This window comes from Streptomyces sp. NPDC096132, from assembly GCF_044763345.1.
In the GTDB taxonomy this organism is placed as follows: Bacteria; Actinomycetota; Actinomycetes; order Streptomycetales; family Streptomycetaceae; genus Streptomyces.
The window spans coordinates 297,732-317,812 of the sequence record NZ_JBIWGA010000010.1 but is presented as its reverse complement, the minus strand read 5'-3'; the positions used below and the strand labels follow the sequence as shown (position 1 = coordinate 317,812).

The 20,081-nt window shown below is 72.0% G+C and carries 19 protein-coding genes; 12 read left to right on the top strand and 7 right to left on the bottom strand.

Features of this window, described 5'->3' with window-relative positions:
- Window positions 1-30: 30 nt before the first annotated feature.
- The gene (locus tag ACIRF9_RS25100; protein WP_403826290.1) at window positions 31-1,212 is read right to left on the bottom strand and encodes a macrolide family glycosyltransferase; all 1,182 of its coding nucleotides are present in this window, start codon (window positions 1,210-1,212) and stop codon (window positions 31-33) included.
- A 193-nt stretch (window positions 1,213-1,405) separates the two neighbouring features.
- Between ACIRF9_RS25100 and ACIRF9_RS25095 the strand changes: the two genes are divergently transcribed.
- The 6 genes from ACIRF9_RS25095 to ACIRF9_RS25070 all read left to right on the top strand — a co-directional run bounded on the left by ACIRF9_RS25095 (window position 1,406) and on the right by ACIRF9_RS25070 (window position 7,849).
- Window positions 1,406-2,647, top strand: a complete 1,242-nt coding sequence (locus tag ACIRF9_RS25095) for a wax ester/triacylglycerol synthase domain-containing protein (protein WP_403826287.1) — start codon at window positions 1,406-1,408, stop codon at window positions 2,645-2,647.
- A 139-nt stretch (window positions 2,648-2,786) separates the two neighbouring features.
- Window positions 2,787-3,299, top strand: a complete 513-nt coding sequence (locus ACIRF9_RS25090; RefSeq protein ID WP_403826284.1) for a hypothetical protein — start codon at window positions 2,787-2,789, stop codon at window positions 3,297-3,299.
- Window positions 3,300-3,306: 7 nt separating this feature from the next.
- Window positions 3,307-3,699: a signal peptidase I gene (locus tag ACIRF9_RS25085; protein WP_403826281.1), complete on the top strand. Its 393-nt coding sequence runs from the start codon at window positions 3,307-3,309 to the stop codon at window positions 3,697-3,699.
- Between the two features lie 73 nt (window positions 3,700-3,772).
- Window positions 3,773-6,349 carry a hypothetical protein gene (locus ACIRF9_RS25080; protein WP_403826278.1) on the top strand — a complete coding sequence of 859 codons (2,577 nt, stop codon included), beginning with the start codon at window positions 3,773-3,775 and terminating at the stop codon, window positions 6,347-6,349.
- Window positions 6,350-6,478: 129 nt separating this feature from the next.
- A complete protein-coding gene (locus ACIRF9_RS25075; RefSeq protein ID WP_403826276.1) occupies window positions 6,479-7,015 on the top strand; it encodes an RNA polymerase sigma factor in 537 nt (178 codons plus the stop codon).
- Between the two features lie 18 nt (window positions 7,016-7,033).
- Window positions 7,034-7,849 (top strand): hypothetical protein, encoded by an 816-nt coding sequence (locus ACIRF9_RS25070; RefSeq protein ID WP_403826273.1) that lies wholly within the window; start codon window positions 7,034-7,036, stop codon window positions 7,847-7,849.
- On the opposite strand, the gene ACIRF9_RS25065 is transcribed toward ACIRF9_RS25070, so the two are convergent.
- Window positions 7,842-8,663 carry a hypothetical protein gene (locus tag ACIRF9_RS25065; RefSeq protein WP_403826271.1) on the bottom strand — a complete coding sequence of 274 codons (822 nt, stop codon included), beginning with the start codon at window positions 8,661-8,663 and terminating at the stop codon, window positions 7,842-7,844. The genes ACIRF9_RS25070 and ACIRF9_RS25065 overlap by 8 nt on opposite strands.
- 250 nt (window positions 8,664-8,913) lie before the next feature.
- On the opposite strand from ACIRF9_RS25065, the gene ACIRF9_RS25060 reads away from it, so the two are divergent.
- Together ACIRF9_RS25060 and ACIRF9_RS25055 are read left to right on the top strand one after the other, a co-directional pair.
- The gene (locus tag ACIRF9_RS25060) at window positions 8,914-10,497 is read left to right on the top strand and encodes a CBM35 domain-containing protein (RefSeq protein WP_403826268.1); all 1,584 of its coding nucleotides are present in this window, start codon (window positions 8,914-8,916) and stop codon (window positions 10,495-10,497) included.
- A gap of 156 nt (window positions 10,498-10,653) precedes the next feature.
- Complete coding sequence (locus tag ACIRF9_RS25055; protein ID WP_403826265.1) at window positions 10,654-11,529, top strand: carotenoid biosynthesis protein; 876 nt, start codon at window positions 10,654-10,656, stop codon at window positions 11,527-11,529.
- 5 nt (window positions 11,530-11,534) lie between these two features.
- Here ACIRF9_RS25055 and ACIRF9_RS25050 read toward each other — a convergent pair whose 3' ends face one another.
- Entirely contained in the window at window positions 11,535-12,956 is a 1,422-nt protein-coding gene (locus ACIRF9_RS25050; protein WP_403826262.1) for an aldehyde dehydrogenase family protein, read from the bottom strand.
- Between the two features lie 57 nt (window positions 12,957-13,013).
- On the opposite strand from ACIRF9_RS25050, the gene ACIRF9_RS25045 reads away from it, so the two are divergent.
- Both ACIRF9_RS25045 and ACIRF9_RS25040 read left to right on the top strand, forming a co-directional pair.
- Window positions 13,014-13,487 (top strand): DUF1569 domain-containing protein, encoded by a 474-nt coding sequence (locus ACIRF9_RS25045; RefSeq protein ID WP_403826259.1) that lies wholly within the window; start codon window positions 13,014-13,016, stop codon window positions 13,485-13,487.
- Window positions 13,488-13,770: 283 nt separating this feature from the next.
- Window positions 13,771-14,325 carry a TetR/AcrR family transcriptional regulator gene (locus tag ACIRF9_RS25040; RefSeq protein WP_403826448.1) on the top strand — a complete coding sequence of 185 codons (555 nt, stop codon included), beginning with the start codon at window positions 13,771-13,773 and terminating at the stop codon, window positions 14,323-14,325.
- An 8-nt stretch (window positions 14,326-14,333) separates the two neighbouring features.
- Here ACIRF9_RS25040 and ACIRF9_RS25035 read toward each other — a convergent pair whose 3' ends face one another.
- From ACIRF9_RS25035 to ACIRF9_RS25020, 4 genes are all read right to left on the bottom strand, one after another.
- Window positions 14,334-14,747 carry a RidA family protein gene (locus ACIRF9_RS25035; RefSeq protein WP_403826256.1) on the bottom strand — a complete coding sequence of 138 codons (414 nt, stop codon included), beginning with the start codon at window positions 14,745-14,747 and terminating at the stop codon, window positions 14,334-14,336.
- A gap of 55 nt (window positions 14,748-14,802) precedes the next feature.
- Entirely contained in the window at window positions 14,803-15,981 is a 1,179-nt protein-coding gene (locus tag ACIRF9_RS25030) for a pyridoxal phosphate-dependent aminotransferase (RefSeq protein ID WP_403826253.1), read from the bottom strand.
- Window positions 15,982-16,020: 39 nt separating this feature from the next.
- Window positions 16,021-16,785 (bottom strand): phosphate ABC transporter ATP-binding protein PstB, encoded by a 765-nt coding sequence (gene pstB / locus ACIRF9_RS25025; protein WP_403826445.1) that lies wholly within the window; start codon window positions 16,783-16,785, stop codon window positions 16,021-16,023.
- A gap of 98 nt (window positions 16,786-16,883) precedes the next feature.
- Window positions 16,884-17,903, bottom strand: coding sequence for a sortase (locus tag ACIRF9_RS25020; protein WP_403826250.1), 1,020 nt, complete (start codon window positions 17,901-17,903; stop codon window positions 16,884-16,886).
- Between ACIRF9_RS25020 and ACIRF9_RS25015 the strand changes: the two genes are divergently transcribed.
- Both ACIRF9_RS25015 and ACIRF9_RS25010 read left to right on the top strand, forming a co-directional pair.
- Window positions 17,830-18,408 carry an IS607 family transposase gene (locus ACIRF9_RS25015; RefSeq protein WP_403826442.1) on the top strand — a complete coding sequence of 193 codons (579 nt, stop codon included), beginning with the start codon at window positions 17,830-17,832 and terminating at the stop codon, window positions 18,406-18,408. The two genes, ACIRF9_RS25020 and ACIRF9_RS25015, sit on opposite strands and share 74 nt — an antisense overlap.
- On the top strand, window positions 18,401-20,044 hold the full coding sequence (locus tag ACIRF9_RS25010) for an IS200/IS605 family accessory protein TnpB-related protein (RefSeq protein ID WP_403826248.1): 1,644 nt from the start codon (window positions 18,401-18,403) through the stop codon (window positions 20,042-20,044). The genes ACIRF9_RS25015 and ACIRF9_RS25010 overlap by 8 nt, the downstream gene beginning before the upstream one ends.
- Window positions 20,045-20,081 lie beyond the last annotated feature (37 nt).

Here is a 20,081-nt window from a genome sequence, read left to right as displayed (position 1 = left end):
GAAGGCCCCTTTGTCGGGAAAAGTAAGGCGTCAAGGGGTCACTCCGGAGCGAAGGGCTTCCTCGATCAGGTCGGCCGCTGCCCTCGCGCCTCCCGACTCCGCCAGTTCGGCGCGCAGCGTCGTGAGACCTTCGCGGATCTCCGGGGAGCTCGTCACCTTCCTCACCGCCTCGCGCAGGGCCTCGGGGGTGGCCTGTTCGCGGGGGAGGTGGACGCCCAGGCGGAGGTGTTCGATCTGGTCCGCGTTCACGCGTTGTTCGGCCATCTGGGGGACCGCGACCATGGGGACGCCGTGGGCGACGGCCTCCATGGTGCCGCCCATGCCGGCGTGGGTGACGAACGCGTCCGCGTGGGCGAGCACGGCCAGTTGGGGGACGTGGGGGTGGACTTCGACGTTGGCGGGGAGCGGGCCGAGTTGGTCCGTCGGCACCTCGGAGCCCACCGCCATCACCACATGGTGGTCCCCGTCGGCGAACGCCTCCACGCAGGAGCGGTAGAAGTCCGGGCGGCGGGTGAACTGGGAGCCCAGGGAGATCAGCAGGACCCGCGCGTCGGGGTGCGGGGGACGCCAGGTGCCCTGGTAGGAGCGGTCGCCCAGGGCGGGGCCCGTGTACGCGACGCGGCGTGCGGCGACCGTGTCCGGACGGCGCTGGAAGGAGCGCGGCAGGGCGGCGATCGCGTAGTCCGGTGCCTCGGCCTCACGGAGGCGGGAGCTGTCCAGGCCGCGCTCGACGAAGGCGGCGGCCAGGTCCGCGTAGCCCGGGAGGGAGGAGATGTCGGGCTCGCCGTCGAAGAACTCCGGGACGATGCCGTCGTAGTGGAGATGCGTGGGGGAGAAGAGGACCCTCGGGATCTGCCACTGCATGCCCAGCAGCAGGCCCGCGAAGCCGTAGACGTCGTGGACGATCAGGTCCGGGCGGTCCGTGGCGTAGGCGCGGGTCAGGGCGGGGAGGGAGCCGAGGGAGGCGTGGACCGCCCGGGCGAGGCCCTCCGCGAGACGTTCCGGCGCCTCCGAGCCGTCCCCGGGGTCGACCGGGTAGAGGACGGGTTCGGCGCCGGCCGCCTTCACCTGGTGCACGAAGTGCTCGCTGATGGCGTACGTGACCCGATGGCCTCGTCGCACGAGTTCCTCGACCACGCCCAGGGTCGGGTTGACGTGCCCGAGCATCGGCAGGTTGACGACGGCGATGTGAGCGGGACTGGTGCCTGACACGTTGCGTATTTCCTGTCCTGTTGGCCGGCCTCGAAGTGTGCGGTTCTGCACAACGGCTCGCCGGTCCCGTCCGTGACCCTCACCCGCCGGGGCTCACCCGATCGGGGAGCCCGGACCGGTCCCGTGTTGACTGCGTGACCAGGGGCGGCGTCGGGCCGTTGGGGGTGTCGGACCCCACGACAGGAGCAGCCCCATGCCCGGATCGACGCCTCTGCCCTTCATGGAGGAGGGGATGGCCCGCTGGCCGTTCGGCCCGCCCAACGCCGGGGTCGCCCTGGACTTCGCGGGCGCCCCGCCGACCCCGGGCGAGCTGCGCAGACTGGTGGACGCGCGCTGGGCAGACCTGCCCCGGCTCGCGCAGCGGCTGGTCGGCGACGCGCGGGGGGCGCGGCGGCACCGGTGGGAGGCGGTGGACGACGGCCCCGACCCGGCGGGGCGGGTGCGCTGCGCGGACGTCACGCTGCGGGAGGCGGTGAGCGGCTGGTTCCACACGCCGTTTCCGGACGGGCCGCCGCCGTGGAACCTGCACCTCCTGCGCGGGGCGGCCGACGGCGACTTCACCCTGCTGTTCCGGATGCACCACAGCCTGCTCGACGGGCGCTCCCTGACCACGCTCCTGCGTGCCCTGCTCGACGGCGCCCCTCCGGTGGACGGGCCCGCGTCCGTCGCGGAGCCCCGCGCCCTGCGCCGGACGGCCGCCGGCGGGCCGGGGATGCTCACGGTGGGGCTGCCGGTGCCGATGCCGGGCAAGGGCGAGCGGAAACCGGCGTACACCGTCGTACGGCTTCCCGCCGACCTCCTGCGGGCCGCGCGCGAGGCCGTCACGGGGCGGAGGGCGACCACCAACGAGGTGTTCATGGCGGTGGTGTCCGGGGTGCTGCGGTCCTGCCTGGCGACCGCCGACCGCGGTGAGCCGGAGGGCGCGGCACGGCAGGTCTGGCTGTCCGTCCCGGTCGACCAACGGCCCGCCGGGCACGGGGACTTCCTGGGCAACGCGTTCACCAACGTCCGTGTCGCGGCGCCGGTGACCCTGGCCGATCCCGTGGCGCGGCTGGCCGCCTGTACCGGCCTGCTGACCACGGTGACCCGCCCGCGCGGTGTGGCGGAGCGGCTGGTCGAGGGGGCGTTCGGGGCGTTTCCCGGGACGGTCCAGGCCCTGGCGCGAGGCCGGGTCTTCGCCGCCGCGTACGCTCCGGCCGCCTGTACGTACGTCCATCTGCGCGAGACCGGCCGCACGCTCGCCGGGCGGCGCCTGCGGCAGGTCACCGCGGTTCCCATGATCCCCCCGGACGACACCGTCACCTTCGGCCTCGGCGGCTGCGCCCAGGGATACACCCTGAGCGTGGCGACGAACTCGGGCGCCGAGGACGCGGAACTCCTGGCCGAGGCGTTCGTCCATGAACTCGGTCTGCTGGGGAGGGTCACGGCCCGCTGACGGTTATGTGGAGTGATCGTGAAGCCCGTGGGACGGGGGCCTTCTGATTCGCGATGACCCGTGGCCGAAAGGTAGCCTCCGGCCCGTCAATGTCACGTTGACCGCATCGAGTTCAGTCGACAACGGGGGCTTCTCAGGCATGTCCGCACCACCGCCGTACCAGAACCAGCCGCAGTACCAGGGCCAGCCGCAACAGCCTTACGGCTACCCGCAGCAGCCGCAGGCACCGCACGGCTATCCGCCCCAGCAGCCCCAGCCGCCGCGCGGGCCCGGGCGGCCCCAGCCGGGCGGGGCGTCGAGGATGGTGAAGTCCGCCGCCGTCGTGCTGGCGATCTTCGGCGGACTGGCCTACTACGTCTACGACTACAACACCGACCCCGACGGCGGGAAGGCGAAGGCGGAGGCGTCGGCGTCCGCGCAGGCCTCCGAGGACGCGACGCACCGCCCGAACATCGGTGACTGCGTCAAGGTCGCGGACCCGCAGGGCGAGCCCGTGCCGACGATCGTCGACTGCGACTCCTCCGAGGCCCAGTACAAGACCGAGGACGTGCTGATGGGCGAGGGCGAGAAGTGCGGGTCGGAGTACGACTACGGCATCCTCGTCAGCAACAGCCGCAGCATGGACTACACGTACTGCTTCACGAAGGTCTGATCCCGCCATGAGTGACGCCGGCCCCGACTCGGGCACCGTCTACGTCGGCAACGCCGGCCGGGACGCCGCGCTGGACCGGGGCTGGCTGCTCGGGCACTTCAAGGACGCCTCCGATCCCCGGCACAGTGAGGACGTCGAGATCAAGTGGGGCGTCCATCCGAAGGGCGACGAGCGGGCCCAGTGGGTGACCGGGGAGGCGCGCACGGCCCTGCTGGTGCTGATCAGCGGCCGATTCCGGGTGGAACTCCCCGGCCGCAGCGTCCTCCTGGCCGAGCAGGGCGACTACGTCGTCTGGGGCCGGGGCGTCGACCACTCCTGGTACGCGGAGGAGGAGTCCGTCGTCCTGACCGTCCGCTGGCCCTCGGTAACCGGCTACTCGGTGTCCGACCCGCTCCCTTAGAGTGGCCTGGCCGCTTCCTGTGATGAACACGCCAGGAGTGGCTTTCCAGGGGAAACGACAAGGGGGGCAGTCGATGTCCGGTTTCCGGAGCGGGCGAGGACGAAGATCCGCCGCGGTGGGGCTGTGCGGGGCCGTGGTCACCGCCTCGGCGCTGCTGGCACCCACGATGACGGCGACGGCCGCGGACGGCGAACCCGCCACGGTGGGCGTGGTCTCCGCGGCGGGCGCGGACACGCCGAGCGCCGCACTGGCGGACGGCGGTCGCGTCGAGCTGGTCGACGGGCGGGACGTGCGGATCACGGCGGACCCGGAGGGTGCCGGGGGCGGGACGTCCCGGTACGCGATCGGCGCGGTCGACGGCAAGGTGTCGGTGCGGCCCGCCGGGACGTCCGAGACCACGACGCTCCCGTCGGCGTCGGCGTCGGCGTCGGCGTCGGCGGCGGCGAAGGACACGGGCACGAGCCCCGAGCGCGACACCTACGTGTCGGCGGCGACGTACACGGTGAAGCTGAACATCACCCACGCCGACGTGCGGTCGAAGCTGTTCTACGTCTGGAACCGCACGACCTGGACGTCGTACGCCGTGAACAGCGACGTCATCGGTCCGTCGGCGACCGTGAAGCTGCCGCCGGGCGACTACTTCTCCGTCGCGCTGCACAACGACTGGCAGGAGCCGAGCTACCTGCTCACCCGTACCTTCACGGTCGGTTCGGCCGCCACCACGGTCTCCTTCGACCAGCGGCTGGCCAAGGAGACCGCGATCCGCACGGACGACACCACGGCCACCCGGATGTCCTCCGCCGCGTGGCTCAGCGTCCCCGGCGGTGACCTGGCGGGCTTCGCGGGCGGCGGCGCCGACAAGGTGTACGTCACGCCGTTCAAGCAGTCGGGCGTCTCGCTGCGCCTGCACGACGTGCTCGGCAAGAAGGGCTCCTCGGCGGCCGTCCCGAGCCCGACCAGGTACGACCTCACGCACACCTGGACCACGACCGTGCCGACGTCGCCGGTGAAGACGGTCCTCAGGGCCGACCTGGCGAAGACGGTCACGACGGTGCGGGCCCCGGGCACCCGCACCCCCGCCGACCTGCTGAGCGTCCCGCAGTTCGGCGAGTGGACCGGCGTGTACATCGGCAGCCCGGTCCCGGTGGCCGGCTCCGTCACCGAGTACGCGACGCCGGGGGTCACCTACAGCCGCCTGCTGCACTACGGCACCGGCGACCTGAGCCTGGACCTGCCCGACCGCACCCTGCCGGCCGGGACCACCGAGGGCGAGGTGCTCGGCACGGGCCCGGCCCAGCCGGTGCGCCGGGAGTGGGGCGGCTCGCAGCGCAACGCCGGGAAGATCTGGCTGTACGAGCCGTTCGCCTACGCCGACACCGCGGGTCACCAGGGCCTGGACGGCCGGGCGACGTACGGCTACAAGCTGACCGGCTCCGACGGCGTCACCTACGCCCAGGCGTCCGGCCTCGACGCGTACGACACGGTCACCTCCTCGGCCCTGCCGTCGGCCGAACGGACGTACACCCTGGACCAGACGGTCCACCGTCGCGTCCCGTACGCCCGGCTCTCCACGGATGTCCACAGCCTGTGGACGTTCCGCTCGGCCTACCAGTCGGGGCAGGAACTCCCGCTGATCGACGCCCGGGTGACCGTCGACGGGCTGGACGGGTACGGCCGCGCGGCCGCCGGGACGGTCCGCGTCGACACCACCGCGACCACCCGCAACCGGGCCGCGGCGGACGCGAACACCAAGGTCACGGCCCTCGCCTACTCGACGGACGACGGCGCGACCTGGACGGACCTCCCCCTCGCGGCCGACGGTTCGGCGACCCTCGACGTCCCCGCCAGCGCCTCCTTCGTGTCCCTGCGCGTCACCGCCGCCGACGACCTCGGCGGCAGCCTCACCCGCACCCTGCGGCGGGCGTTCGGGGGCCCCGCGCCACAGGGCGACGAGCGGGCCGGGGCGACCGGCGTCTCCGGCGTCGTCGTCAACGGCGGCAAGCCGGTGCGACTGACCACCGAGCCGCTCCAGGAGTTCACGGCGAAGTTCACCGTGAACGACCCGGCGGGCGTCGCGAACGCCGGCATCCTCCTGTACCGGGGCACGTACGACACCCCCGACGCGGTCCTGTACGAGACATGGCCGGCGACCTGCACCAAGGCCACGGAGACCACGTCCACCTGCGAGGCGCAGTTCGCGTACATCCACCCGCGCTGGAGCCTGGGCCGCAACGCCTTCGCCGGTGCCTGGAAGGTGGCCGTCTGGGCCGAGTCCGCCGACGGCACGGGTGTCCGGGACGTGCACGCGATCAAGACGGTGCCGGTCGTCCGCGACTCGGCCCTCACCGCCAACGCCACCCCCGAGCCGGTCGTCAGGGGCGGGACCCTCACCGTCACCGGCAAGCTCACCCGCGCGGACTGGGAGACCCTCGGCGGCTACCACGGCTACTCCGGCATGAAGGTGCAGCTGCAGTTCCGCAAGGCGGGCGCGACCGCCTACACCCTCGTGAAGACGGTCACCGCCGACAGCTCCGGCAACCTGAAGACCACCGTGAAGGCCTCGGCCGACGGTTACTGGCGTTACGTCTTCACCGGCTCGTCGAGTACGGCGTCGGCGGCCTCGGGCGCCGACTACGTGGACGTCCGCTGACCGCACCCACCCCGCTCGGGCCCCGGCTTTCCGGCCGGGGCCCGACGCGTTTCCCGAACCCCGCGAAGAACCCCTGTTGCACCTGTGGCCGTCGTGGACACGTAAGGGCAGAAGCTACGGAAGGAAGCCATGCCCATCGATACCGAGGCCCAGTTCACCGAGGTGTACCGGGCGCACTACGAGGACGTGCTCAGGTTCGTACGCCGGCGTGCCCACCCGATGAACGTGGACGACATCGTCGGGGAGACGTTCCTCACCGCGTGGCGCCGTAGGCGTGAGCTGCCCGAGGACCCGCGGCCCTGGCTGTTCGGCACGGCCCGCAAGGTGATGCTGAACGCGAACCGTGGGATGCGAAGGCACTCGGCGCTCGCGGTGCGCGTCCAGCAGGCCGGGGACGCGTTCGGCGCGCACCCGCTCACGGCCGACCCGACGGCCCGCGCGGACGACCGCATGGACCTCGCCGCCGCCTGGCAGTCGCTCGCCGACGCCGACCAGGAGGTCCTCGCGCTGCACGTCTGGGAGCAGCTCTCCGCCAAGGACGCGGCGAAGGTCCTCGGCTGCACCCGCGCCGCGTACGCCATGCGCCTCACCCGGGCCCGGCGGCGGCTGGCCGGTCGGCTGAGCGCCACGGCCACCGCCTCGCCCGTCCTCGCCACGAACCACTGACAGGAGCCCTCGATCACCATGAACAACGACCTGCTCTCCCGCCTCGCCGAACTCGACGCCGCCCCGCGCACCGAGCCGACCGCCGCGGAGATCGACCGCGAGGAGACCCTGCTGCGGACGATCCTCGCCGACACCGGGCGGCCGGCCGGGAGCGCCGGGGTGTTCTTCCGCCGCCCGCTCGTACGCCGGACCGGCTTCGCGCTGGCCGGTGCGCTCGCCGCCGGTACGGCCCTCGTCGCCGTGACGGGCGGACTGCCGGGCATCGGCGGCAGCGGGCCGCTCTCCTCGGCGGAGCTGGCCAGCTGGACCGGAACGCCCAAGGTGCTGGACACCGCCGCGGCCATGGGCTCCGCGGCGGGGAAGCAGTGCCTGGACCTGACGGAGGACATGGGCACCGGCTCCCCCGAGGTCAGCAACGCGGACATCCGCGGCAACGTGGCCTCCATGGTCGTCACCCGGGGCGGCGACGCGGTGTACTGCCTGGCCGGATCGGACGGCTCGGGTATCGCGATGGCCATCTCCCCGGTGGTCGCGCTGCCCGCCGACGGGATCTCCCTGGACACCTACGGCGCCCGGGGGAGTGATGACCAGGAGTTCAACTATGTGGTCGGGGCGGTGGGTTCCGACGTCGAGGAGGTCGTCGTACACGACCACGGGAAGACCGCCCGCGCCACGGTCGACGACGGCCGGATGACCGCCTGGTGGCCCGACGGCCGACCGGACGGCCTGCTCACCGGCACGTTCACGGTCACCCTCAAGGACGGTACGAGCCACACGTTCTCGGCGGACGCGCTGATGGACCACGCCACCGCGACGCCCGGTCCGGTCAGCTGAGGCAGACCAGACCCAGCAGACAGACCTCCGAGGGTGAGGTCGACGCCGTTGAGGAGCTCGTCTGGGAGGACGACGACGAGGACGAGGACGTCGACGACGAGGAAGTCGATGTCGATGTCGGTGTCGTTGCCGACGTGTCCGTGCCGTCCGTCGTGGTGGACGTCGACGACTGCTGGTCGGTCGTGCCGGTGGGCGTGGTGACCGTGCCGTCGTAGGACGAAGTGGTGGTCTGCCGCCGGGCCGTGGCCGACGGTGCCGTCGAGTCGGTCCGCGGGGACGCGGCGGCGTCCGGGTGGATGTCCGTGGGCGCGTCCTGCTCGCGTGCGCGGTCGGTCGACCGCGACGGGGCGGTGGGGGAGGGCGAGGACCGGTGCGCGTCGGAGCCGGTGTCCGTCGGGCGGGTGTACTCCGACGTCGGTTCCTCTCCACCCATCGCGGTCGGGTTCTCCGGCGCCGAGGCCGCCTGTGCCCGCTCGCCGTTCTGCCGGTCCAGCGCTACGACGCTCAGCCCGCCGCCGACCAGGGCGACGGCCGTGGCGACGACGGCGCGACGCTGGTTCTTCTTCCAGCGGGCCAACTGCCGCCGCCGCGCCGCTCGCCCCGACGGCGCGGACTGCGCGGGCGCCACGCTCTCGGGGGTGGGTACCGGCTCGGGCAGCGGCGCGGTGTCCCCGTACGGCGTCGCCCGGGCGGCCCGGGCGGCGACGGTGCGACCGCCCGACGTGACCGGAGCTATGTCCGGGGCGTAGGCGCCGCATCCGGGGCACACCAGGGCGCCGTTGAGATGCCGGCGACACGTGGAGCAGTAGTCCATTTGCGGTCTTCCTAGGCGGGGATCCGACGGCGGGCAACGCTAACGACTTGTGCGCAGGACTGTGTGCAGTCCGTGTGAGGCTCCTGCGTGAATCCCTTGAGGACCTTCCCAGTGTCCATCTACATGAACAGAAATCAGGTATGCGTCCGTGCATGTCTATTGACGTGTTCAGGCTAGGCCCTTAACTTCCGGGAGAAAGCGCTTTCCAGTTCGGCCGACCCGCACTCGTCCCGTTCCTGGAGATGAACCCATGCAGCTGAGATCCGTCATCGCGTGCACCGGTCTGCTCGCGGGCACGCTCGTCGCGCTCGCCGGGACCACGCCCGCGCAGGCCGCGACCGTCCGCTACGAGGCCGAGACCTCCCCGGCGGTCTGCACCGGCACCATCGACTCCGACTGGACCGGCTACTCCGGCAGCGGATTCTGCAACGGCACCAACTCGACCAGCGGATACGCCCAGTTCACGGTGAACGCGGCCGTCGCCGGCACGGCCACGCTCAACGTCCGCTTCGCCAACGGCACCACCACGGCCCGCCCGGCCTCGCTCGTCGTCAACGGTACGACCGTGCAGACGCCGTCCTTCGAGGCCACCGGCGCCTGGTCCACCTGGGTCACCAAGACGCTCACCGTGTCGCTCAACGCCGGCAGCAACACGATCCGCCTCAACCCCACCGCCTCGGACGGGCTGCCCAACGTCGACTACCTCGAGGCGACGACGACCGACAGCACCACACCCCCCACGAGCGGCGCGATCTACGTCTCGCCGAGCGGCACCGACGGCGCGGCCGGGACGCAGTCCGCCCCGACCACCCTCACCTCGGCGATCAGCCGGGTCACCGCCGGCGGGACGATCTACCTGCGCGGCGGGACGTACAGCTACTCCTCGACGGTCACCGTCCCGCAGACCAACAACGGGACGTCATCGGCGCGGACCACGCTGTCCGCCTACCCGGGCGAGACGCCGGTGCTCAACTTCTCGGCGCAGAGCGAGAGTTCGTCCAACCGCGGGCTCCAGCTGTACGGCTCCTACTGGCGCGTGTACGGGATCGTCGTCGAGCGGGCCGGGGACAACGGCATCTATGTCGGCGGCAGCCACAACGTCATCGAGCGCACGGTCACCCGCTACAACCGGGACACGGGGCTCCAGCTCGGCCGGATCTCCTCCTCCACGGCCACCGCGGACTGGCCCGCCGACAACCTGATCCTGAGCGCCGAGTCGCACGACAACGCCGACTCCGACGGCGAGGACGCGGACGGCTTCGCCGCGAAGCTGACGACGGGCACCGGGAACGTCTTCCGCTACGCGGTGTCCCACAACAACATCGACGACGGCTGGGACCTCTACACCAAGACCGACACCGGCGCGATCGGCCCGGTGACCATCGAGGACTCCCTCGCCTACAACAACGGCACTCTCTCCGACGGGACCGTGAACTCCAACGGCGACCGCAACGGCTACAAGCTCGGCGGCGACGACATCGCCGTCAACCACGTGGTGCGGCGCAGCATCGCCTACCGCAACGGCAAGCACGGGTTCACGTACAACAGCAACCCGGGCTCCATGGCCGTCTCGAACAACCTGAGCATCGACAACGCCCAGCGCAACTACTCGTGGGACGCGGGGACCTCGGTGTTCCGCACCAACACCTCGTGCCGGTACAACGTCAGCGGCTCCAACGACAAGACCGTCGGGGACGCCGACAGCACGAACCAGTTCTGGACCGGCACGAACGGTTCCCGCTGCGCCTCCTCGTACGGCGGGGCCCTCGCCTGGTCCTTCGCCTCGGACGGCAAGCTGGTCGTGACCCTGGGAGGCAGCCAGGTCACGCTGTGACCGTGCCGCACGACAGGAAGGCCCGGACCGGACCGGCGGCCCGGGCCTTCGCGGCGTTCCTCGCGTGCGGTGTGCGCCACGTCTCATCCGCGGGCTGTTATGGCGGCGGGGTGGCTGGTGTCTTGATGGCGAACCCGCCATCACAGGAGCATCGACATGAACGCATGGAACCGCGTCCTCTGGCTGCTGGCAGCCGCCGCCGCGGTAGTGGGCCTCACCGTGCCGCTGACCGGGACGCACGTCACGACGCCGATACTGCTGCTGTCGGTCCCGTTCGCGCTGATCCACGGGGTGCGGCGGTATGGGTGGCGGACGCTGCTGTTCTTTCTCGTCGTGACCCTGGTGGTGAGCAACTTCTTCGAGAACCTCAGCGTTTCCACCGGGTTCCCGTTCGGCCACTACCACTACACGGGCCACCCGCAGCTGATTCATGTGCCCATCGAGATCGGACCGATCTACTTCGGCCTGGGCTACATCTGCTGGCAGGTGGCCAACACCTTGCTCGACGAGGCGGACAGCCGTCTGAGCGGCTCGTCCGGGTCGCTCGCCGGCCGGGTCGAGGTGGTGGCGCTGCCGATGGTGGCCGGGGCCCTGATGACCATGTTCGACCTCGGCGTCGACTCGGTCGCCTCCACCGTGAAGCGGGTCTGGGTCTGGGAGGACGGGGGCGGGGTGTTCGGGGTGCCGTACACCAATTATCTGGGCTGGTGGTTCGTCACCTATCTCTACTTCCAGGTCTTCGCGCTGTATTTGATGAAGCGTCAGACGACGTCCGGGGCCGTGTCGGTGCGGACCGAGGGGCGGGGTGTGTTGGCGCAGAACGTGCTCTTCTACGGGGCGCTGGGGCTGAGCTCGGTTCCCTACTTCATCGGCGCCTCCGCCGACCTGGTCAGGGACGGGGCCTCGGTCGGCTGGAGCGGGGACGCGATCAACGAGGCGCTGATGACGATCAACCTGTTCGGCACGGTGTTCGCCGCGTTTCTCGCCGCGGTCAAGCTGGCTCGTGACGACCTGGCCCTGCGACGCGGCTGACGTCCTCAGAGGAAGCGGCGCAGGAGGCTTTCCTTGCGGTGGGTGTACGGGGGGTAGACGGCCCGGAGTGGGTCCAGGAGCAGGGGTTTGTCCAGGACGGCCTTGGTGTGGCTGAAGGTGTCGAGGGAGTGCGCCCCGTGGTAGCGGCCGAGGCCGCTCTCGCCGACGCCGCCGAAGGGGAGGCCGGGCACGGAGAGATGGGCGTTCGGGACGCCGAAGGCGAGGGCGCCGGAGGAGGTCTCCGTGGCGAGCCGGTGCTTGGAGTGCCGGGAGGCGGTGAAGCCGTACAGGGCGAGGGGCTTGTCGCGGGCGGTGATGAACGCGATCGCCGCGTCCAGGTCGGGGACGCGGATGATCGGCAGGATCGGTCCGAAGATCTCCTCGCGCATGACGGGCGCGTCCGGGTCCACGTCGGCGAGGACGGTGGGGGCGAGGTAGCGGGTCGTACGGTCGTGTTCGCCGCCGGTGACGAGGCGGCCGCCGCCGTCGCCGTCCAGCAGGGCCAGCAGGCGGTCGAAGTGGCGCTCGTTGACGACCCGGCCGTAGTCGGCGCTCGCGGACGGCTCGGTGCCGTACATCTCGCGGATCGCGGCCGTGAGGTGCCGCTCGATGCCGGTGGCCGCCTCGCCGATCGCGAGGACGTAGTCGGGGGCGGTGCAGCTCTGGCCGGCGTTCAGGAACTTGCCCCAGGCGATGCGGCGGGCGGCGGCCCTGAGGTCGGTGCCCGATTCGACCACGGCGGGGGACTTGCCGCCCAGTTCGAGGGTGACCGGGGTGAGGCGGCGGGCCGCGGCGGCCATCACGACGCGGCCGACGGTGCCGTTGCCGGTGTAGAAGATGTGGTCGAACGGCTGCTCCAGCAGGGCCGTCGTCTCCGGTACGGCTCCCTCGACGACGGCCACGGCCTCGGGATCGAGGGCCCGGGGCAGCCGTTCGGCGAGCAGGGCCGAGGTCGCGGGGGCGAGTTCGCTGGGCTTGATCACCGCGCAGTTGCCCGCGGCGAGGGCGCCGACGAGGGGCGCGAGCGCCAGCATCAGCGGGTAGTTCCAGGGGCTGATGATCAGGACGGTGCCCAGCGGCTCCCGTACCGTCCGGGCCCGGGCCGGGGCGAGCGTCAGGGGTACGGGGACGCGGCGGGGGCGCAGCCAGCGGTCGAGGTGGCGCAGGGTGTGGTCGATCTCCTTGACCACGAAGCCGGTCTCGGTGAGGTGGGCCTCGGTGCGGCTCTTGCCGAGGTCGGCGTGGAGGGCCGCCGCGAACTCCGCCCGGTGGTCGGTCAGGAGGGTGCGCAGGGCGCGGAGTTGGGCCTTGCGCCAGGACAGGGGGCGGGTGCGGCCGGTGGCGAAGGCGGCGCGCAGGCGGGTGACGGTCTCGCCGGCGGTGGCCGTGGGGTGCTCGGGGTGCTTGGAGTGCGCGGTGGTCGGCATACCCCGGACCATATACGAAACGAAAGCCTTTCGTTTCGTATTGGCTATACTCGCGCCATGCCCGCCACCCGCACCCCGTCCCCCGCCCCTCCCCTCACCGAACTGGCCGCCCGGCTGACGGCGCGCGCCGACTCCCCCGAGGGCGAACTCCTGGCGCCGGGCAGCTCCTGGAACCTCTCCCAGACGCTGCAGCACTGCGCCCAGACCGTGCGCTACTCGGTGACCGGATACCCCCGGCTGAAGCCGGCCCTCTTCCGGGCCACCGCCGGGACCCTCGCCAAGCGTCTCTTCCTGCGCCGGGGCGCCACGCGGCACGCCCTGGACGCGGAACTCGACGGCGCCCCGCCGCTCGACCCCGGGCTGCCGGCCGCCGAGGCCGCGGCACAGCTCGCGGACGCGGTGACCCTCTTCTCCGCCCACACCGGCCCGCACGCCCTCCACCCGGCCTACGGGCGCTGCAGCCACGAGGAGTACGAGCGGCTGCACGCGATGCACTTGGCGGAGCACCTGCCGGGGACGGCCGGTGCCTGAGGCGGGGGCGACCCCGCGGCCGGGCGAGTTGCGGGCGGGGGCCGGGGCCGCCCCGGAGCCGGGCGCACAGCGCCGGGGCACGAGCGGCGCCGCGCCCGCTTCGTCGGGTCGGGAAGGCCCGCGTGACGCCACGTCTGCCCCGTCCCGCCGGGAAGGCCCGCGTGATGCGCCACCCGTCCCGCCGCGTCGGCACGCGCCGCCGACGGCCGGGCACGACTCGTACTATCCCGCGCCCGGTCCCGCCCGGCGGGGGCGGCCCCGGGACGCCGGGCGGGACCGGGCTCTGCTGGAGGCCACGCTCGCCGTGCTGGCCGAGAGCGGGTACGGGGGGCTCACCACCGGTGCGGTGGCCGCCCGGGCCGGGGTGTCCACCGCGACGCTCTACCGCCGCTGGTCCTCCAAGGAGGAACTGGTGATCGCGGCCGCCACGACCCGCGCCGAGGACCTCGTCAAGCAGCCCGACACCGGCAGCCTCGAAGGAGACCTGCGGGCCCTGCTCAGGGACAAGGCCGCGAGCCTGAGCGGTGAGAGCGGGCGGTTGATGCGGGCCCTCATCGGCGAGGCCGCCCACAACGACGCCCTCGCCGAGGCCCTCGCGACCAGCTTCCTGGTGCCCGTGCGCCGCCGGGTGGAGGAGGCGGTGACCCGGGCGGCGGCCCGTGGGGACATTCCGCCGGTCGACGACCCGGAGATGCTCGGCGACCTGGTCGTCGGGCCGATGCTGAGCCACTTCCTGATCACACCGCGGCCGCCGGAGGAGGTGGACGCGGAGGCCGCGAGGGCCGGCGCGGACCGTCTGCTGCCGTTCGTCCTGCGGGCCCTCGGAGCCGCGCCCTAGACCCGAGGTCAGGGCAGCAGGGCCAGCGCCTCCACCTCCAGCAGCAGTTCGGGCCGGAACAGGGCCGCCACCTGGACGGCGGTGCTGGCGGGCGGGCGCTCCACGTCGATGTACCGGTCGCGGGCCTCGCGTACGGCGGGCAGATGGGCGACGTCGGTGACGTAGAACGTGAACTTCACGACGCTCTCGAAGCCGGTGCCCGCCGCGGCCAGACAGCGGCGGAGGTTCTCGAAGACCTGCAGGGCCTGCGCGGCCGGGTCGCCCTCGCCGACCACCTTCCCGTCGGCGTCGAAGGCGACCTGCCCGGAGATCGCGACCAGCCGCCCGGTCCCCATGACCACATGGGTGTAGCCGGTGCCCGGGGCGACTCCCTCCGGTGCGGCGATGTGCGTGAGGTCCGGGGTGTTGTGTGTGGGTGCCATGGCGCGCATTCTTCACGGCGCCCCGGACGGACGCAGGTGGATTACGGGCCGACGCTCAGCTCAGCGCCGCCACGAACTTCCCCAGCCGGGCGATCCCCTCGCGCAGCTCGTCCGCCGACGCCGCGTACGACAGCCGTACGTGGGTCTCGGCCGTCGCCACGCCGAAGTCCCGGCCCGGGGTGAGCGCGACGTGGGCCTCCCGCAGGGCCCGTGCGCAGAACTCCCAGGAGGTGAGCCCGGTGCCGCTGACGTCGAAGTAGACGTAGAACGCGCCGTCGGGCGGGACGGGCACGGGCAGGCCGATCCGCCGCAGGCCGTCCAGGACGAGCGCGCGCCGCTCGGCGAACTCCACCCGTCGGGCCTCGCACACGGCGAGGGACTCGGGGGTGAAGCAGGCCAGGGCGGCGTGCTGGGCCGGGGCGGAGGCGCACAGGAAGTAGTTCTGGGCCAGGCGTTCCAGCGCCGGGACGAGTGCCTCGGGGACGACACACCAGCCGAGCCGCCAGCCGGTCATGCCGAAGTACTTCGAGAAGCTGTTGATCACGACCGCGTCGGGGTCGAACGAGAGGGCGCTGCGCGGCGGGCGGCCCGACTCGTCGTGGTCGCCGAGGTCGAGGTAGATCTCGTCGACCAGGCGCCACGCCTCCCGCTCCCGGGCGAGGGCGCACAGCGCGGCCAGCTCGTCCGCCGGCACCGAGGTGCCCGTCGGGTTCGACGGCGTGGCGACCATGACCCCCCGCGTGTCCGGCGTCCAGTGCGACCGTACGGCGGCGGCGTCCAGCTGGAAGCGGGAGGCGGCGGTGGCGGGGACGAGGGTGACGCGGGCGCCGAAGCTCTCCACGATCTGCCGGTTGCACGGGTACGACGGGTCCGCGATCAGCACCTCGTCACCGGGGTCCACCAGGGCGGCGGTGGCCAGCACCAGCGCGGCGGAGGCGCCCGCGGTCACGACCACCCGGGCCGGGTCGACGTCGACGCCGTGCCGGTCGGCGTAGAAGCCCGCTATCGCGCGGCGCAGCGCGGGCAGCCCGAGCGCCGCCGTGTAGGTCAGCGGGCGGCCGTCGTCGACGGCGTCGCGCAGCGCCTCCAGGACCGCCGGGGGCGCCCCGAAGTCGGGTTCGCCGAGGCTGAGTTTCACGACGTGGTGACCCTCGGCCTCCAGTTCGGCGGCCTGCTTGCCGAACTCCATCGCGTAGAAGGGGGCTATGGCCTGGGCGCGCTGCGAGATCCTCATACCGTCGATTTTCCGACAGCCGGGCGCCTGTGTGGTCGCTCAGCCGAAGCGGCCCGCCACATAGTCCGCCGTCCGCTGGTCGCGCGGGGAGCCGAAGACCTCGTCCGTGGGGCCCGCCTCGACGATGCCGCCGGGGGTGCCCTGCTCGGCGAGGAAGAAGGCGCACTGCTGGGAGACGCGGGCGGCCTGCTGCATGTTGTGGGTGACGATCACGACCGTCACCTCCCCGGCGAGCTCCTGGATCGTCTCCTCCACGCGGCGCGTCGAGGTGGGGTCGAGCGCCGAGCAGGGTTCGTCCATCAGCAGCACCCGGGGCCGTACGGCCAGGGCCCGCGCGATGCACAGCCGCTGCTGCTGGCCGCCGGAGAGCGCGCCGCCGGGCTGCCGGAGGCGGTCCCTGACCTCCTTCCACAGGCCGGCCCGGGACAGCGACTCCTCGACCAGGACGTCCTTCTCGCGCCGGTTCGCCTTCGTGCCCGTCAGGCGCAGGCCCGCGACCACGTTGTCGTAGATCGACATGGCGGGGAACGGGTTCGGCTTCTGGAAGACCATGCCGATCCTGCGCCGGGCGTCCGTCAGCCGCCACGACGGGTCGTAGACGTCCTCGCCCTCGAAGAGCACCTCGCCGCCGAACCGCGCGGCCGGGATCAGCTCGTGCATACGGTTCAGGGTGCGCAGGAAGGTCGACTTGCCGCAGCCGGAGGGGCCGATGAGGGCGGTGACCTCGCCTGCGGGCATGGTCAGGGAGACCCGGCTGAGCACCTGGTGGGAGCCGAACCAGGCGGAGACCGCGCGGGCCTCCAGGGTGGCGGGGGCGCCGGTGGACGTCACCGGCGGAAGGACGACCGTGTCGGTCGGGGAATCGGCTACTTCGGTCACGTCGGACACCTCACGGGAAGCGGTCACAGCAGGTTGGGCAGGAGCTCGGTGGTGCGGGTGGCGACCTGGAGGCCGAGGACCGCGACGACCGGGGCGAACACGATCCAGGTCTGGTGACGGCCCCACCGGTGCCAGGCCCAGACGGCGGCCACCGCGGCGAGGAGGAGCGCCTGGAGCCACATCACCAGCGGCCACGGCACCCCGGAGGGGCGCGCCAGCGGCTCCTCGGACGCGGGGAGCGTGCCGGAGCGGATCACCGCGGCCGGGGTGGTGAAGGGCGCGGAGACCAGGTCGGCGTCGACGCGCAGGACACCGGAGGGGACGAAACGCGGGCCGGTGGCGGTGACCAGGACCAGCCTGCCCTTGCCGGAGGCGAGCGGTGCGGGCGCCGCGTCACCGGCCCGTCGTACGCCGCTGACCTGGTACGTCGCCTTGCCCTGGCCGGTGGTCACGGTGAACGTGTCGCCCGCCGCGAGGGAGGCGAGTTCGCGGAAGGGGCCGCCGTAGGCGGCGGCACGGCCCATCAGGACGCTGGTGCCGGCCTGTCCGGGCAGCGGGGTGTCCCGGCGGTGGCCGGGGCCGTCGGTGAGGACGGCCGCGTCGGTGCCTTCGAGGACGACCTGGGTCATGTCCAGGCGGGGGACCGTGATGAGCGCGACCGGGGTGCCGGGGGCGAGCAGCCGGCCCTCCTGGTCGGTCTGCGCCACCGGGGCGGTGCCCAGCGCGAGCCGGCCGCGCAGGTCGTCGAACGCGGCGTGCTGCGCGGCACGTTCCTGTGCGCCGCTGACCACCAGCAGCTGTGCGGTGATGCCGAGCAGCAGGGCGGCGAGGGCGAGCAGGCCGCCGCGGGCGAGATGGCGGACGGCGGTGACGCTGCGGACGCCGGGGAGCGTCAGGGGTCGGCAACTACTCCTAGATAAGTGTCCATAAGTGTCTTTTAGATAACACGAGTGCTGTATGGTCTCGTGTGTGAACTTGACGGAATGGGCACGCGCACAGGGGATCGCCCCGCGTACTGCGTACCGCTGGTTCCGTGAGGGCACGTTGCCGGTCCCTGCGGAACGAGTGGGGCCGCGCACGATCCTGGTGAACATCGACGCGAACACCTCACCCACCGTGACCGGTGGTGTGGGCCTGTATGCCCGTGTCTCCTCGCGCGATCAGAAGCCGGATCTGGAGCGCCAGACTGCACGGTTGTCGGCGTGGGCGGCGAAGGCCGGTCACAAGGTCGTCCGTGTCGAGTCCGAGATCGCGTCGGGCATGAACGGCTTTCGTGTGAAGGCGAAGCGGCTGCTGGCCGATCCGAAGGTGACCACCGTGGTGGTGGAGCACAAAGACCGCCTCGGCCGGATGAACGTCGAACTGGTCGAAGCGGCCCTGTCCGCGACCGGCCGACGACTCGTCGTCCTCGATGACGGCGAGGTCGAAGACGACCTGGTGCACGACATGGTCGAGGTTCTGACCTCGTTCTGCGCCCGCCTGTACGGGCGCCGCTCGGCGAAGAACCGGGCGAAGAAGGCGCTGGAAGCGGCGGCCTCGGATGGCTGAGCCGAAAAAGAAGCTCCGCACGATCGACGCGCCGTTCGTCGCACTCGGCCCGTCCGGCGTGGCGATACGCGACCGCCTCAAGCACCTCACGCCGGAAGACGACACGGTGTTGCGGCTGGTCGGCGAACACCTCGGACGCCTCGCCTCCCTGGACCTCAAGGCCCGGTGCGCTGACGGCCTGGACCACAACTCGGATTCGTGGGCGGCCCGCAAGCAGGCCCTGACCGCGAAGTCGTCGTCGCGCTGGGCCGGGAGCATCACCAAGGCCACCCACGACCAGTGGGCGCTCTCGCGCCGCTGCCAGCTCGCCCACATCCAGTCCCTCGAAGCGGGCGTTCGGACGCTGATGCACCGCCTGTCGCAGCCGCTCGGAGAGAAGGGCACCAAGCGCGCCCCCGGCGGATACCGTTCCAAGAACGAGTGGTTCTGCAAGTCCCGGCGTCTGGCCGTGCTGGAACACCACCTCGACGTCGCCCGCGCTGAGCGTGAAGCCGGTGTCGTGCATGTCGTACGCGGCGGCCGACGCCTCCTCAACAACCGTCACAACCTCGAAGCCGCCCAGCTCACCGAGCGCGAGTGGCGCCAGCGCTGGGAGGCCGAACGCTGGTTCACAGCCGCCGACGGCGAGTCCGGCAAGCGATACGGGAACGAGACGATCCGCGTCACCCCCGACGGCGAGGTCAGCATCAAGCTGCCCGCACCGCTGGCCCACCACGCCAACAGCAAGAACGGCCGGTACGTGCTGGCCTCCAAGGTCGCTTTCCAGCATCGGGGCGCCGAATGGCGCGACCGCATCGAGGGGAACCGGGCCGTGGCGTACCGCATTCACCTCGACGTGCAGCGGAGCCGCTGGTATCTCACCGCCTCGTGGACCAGGCCCGTCGGCAAGACGGTGCCGTTGGAGGCAGCCCGCGCTGACGGCATGGTCGGTGTGGACACCAACGCCGACCACTTCGCCGCCTACCAACTCGATCGCAACGGCAACCCGATGGGTGATCCGCGCCGGTTCTTCTACGACCTTTCCGGCACCGCTGATCACCGAGACGCCCAGATCCGGCACGCCATCAGCAAGTTACTGCACTGGGCCGACCGGTGTGGCGTCAAGGCGATCGGTATCGAGAACCTGGACTTCGGCCAGGAGAAGACGCGGGAGAAGCACGGCCGCCGGAAGCGGTTCAGGCAGCTCATCTCCGGCATCCCCACTGGCAAGCTCAAGGCCCGGCTCGTGTCCATGGCCGCCGAGCACGGTCTGTCGATCGTCGCGGTCGATCCGGCGTACACGTCGACATGGGGCGATGAACACTGGCGTAAGCCGTTGACCAGCAACAAGCGAAAGATGTCCCGGCACGACGCCGCGAGCGTGGCGATCGGGCGACGCGCCCTCGGACACTCGATCCGGCGACGGACGGCACCGCCCCACGACGACCAGAGTGATCGCCGTGGGCATCGGACCGCCCAGGCCGGACCAGCCGCACGAGGGCGTAAGGGAACCCGCCCACCCGTCACGGAGCGTGCACACGATGCACGTCGCCGGATCGGGGAACAGCGAATGCGGGAACCCAGCGCATCCAACACCGTTCGGGATGCGCGCAGTTCCGGGAGCTGGCATCAGATGTCACTCCTGGACACTGTTTAGGAACGGTACGGCGACCGTCACGGCGGCCTTACGGACG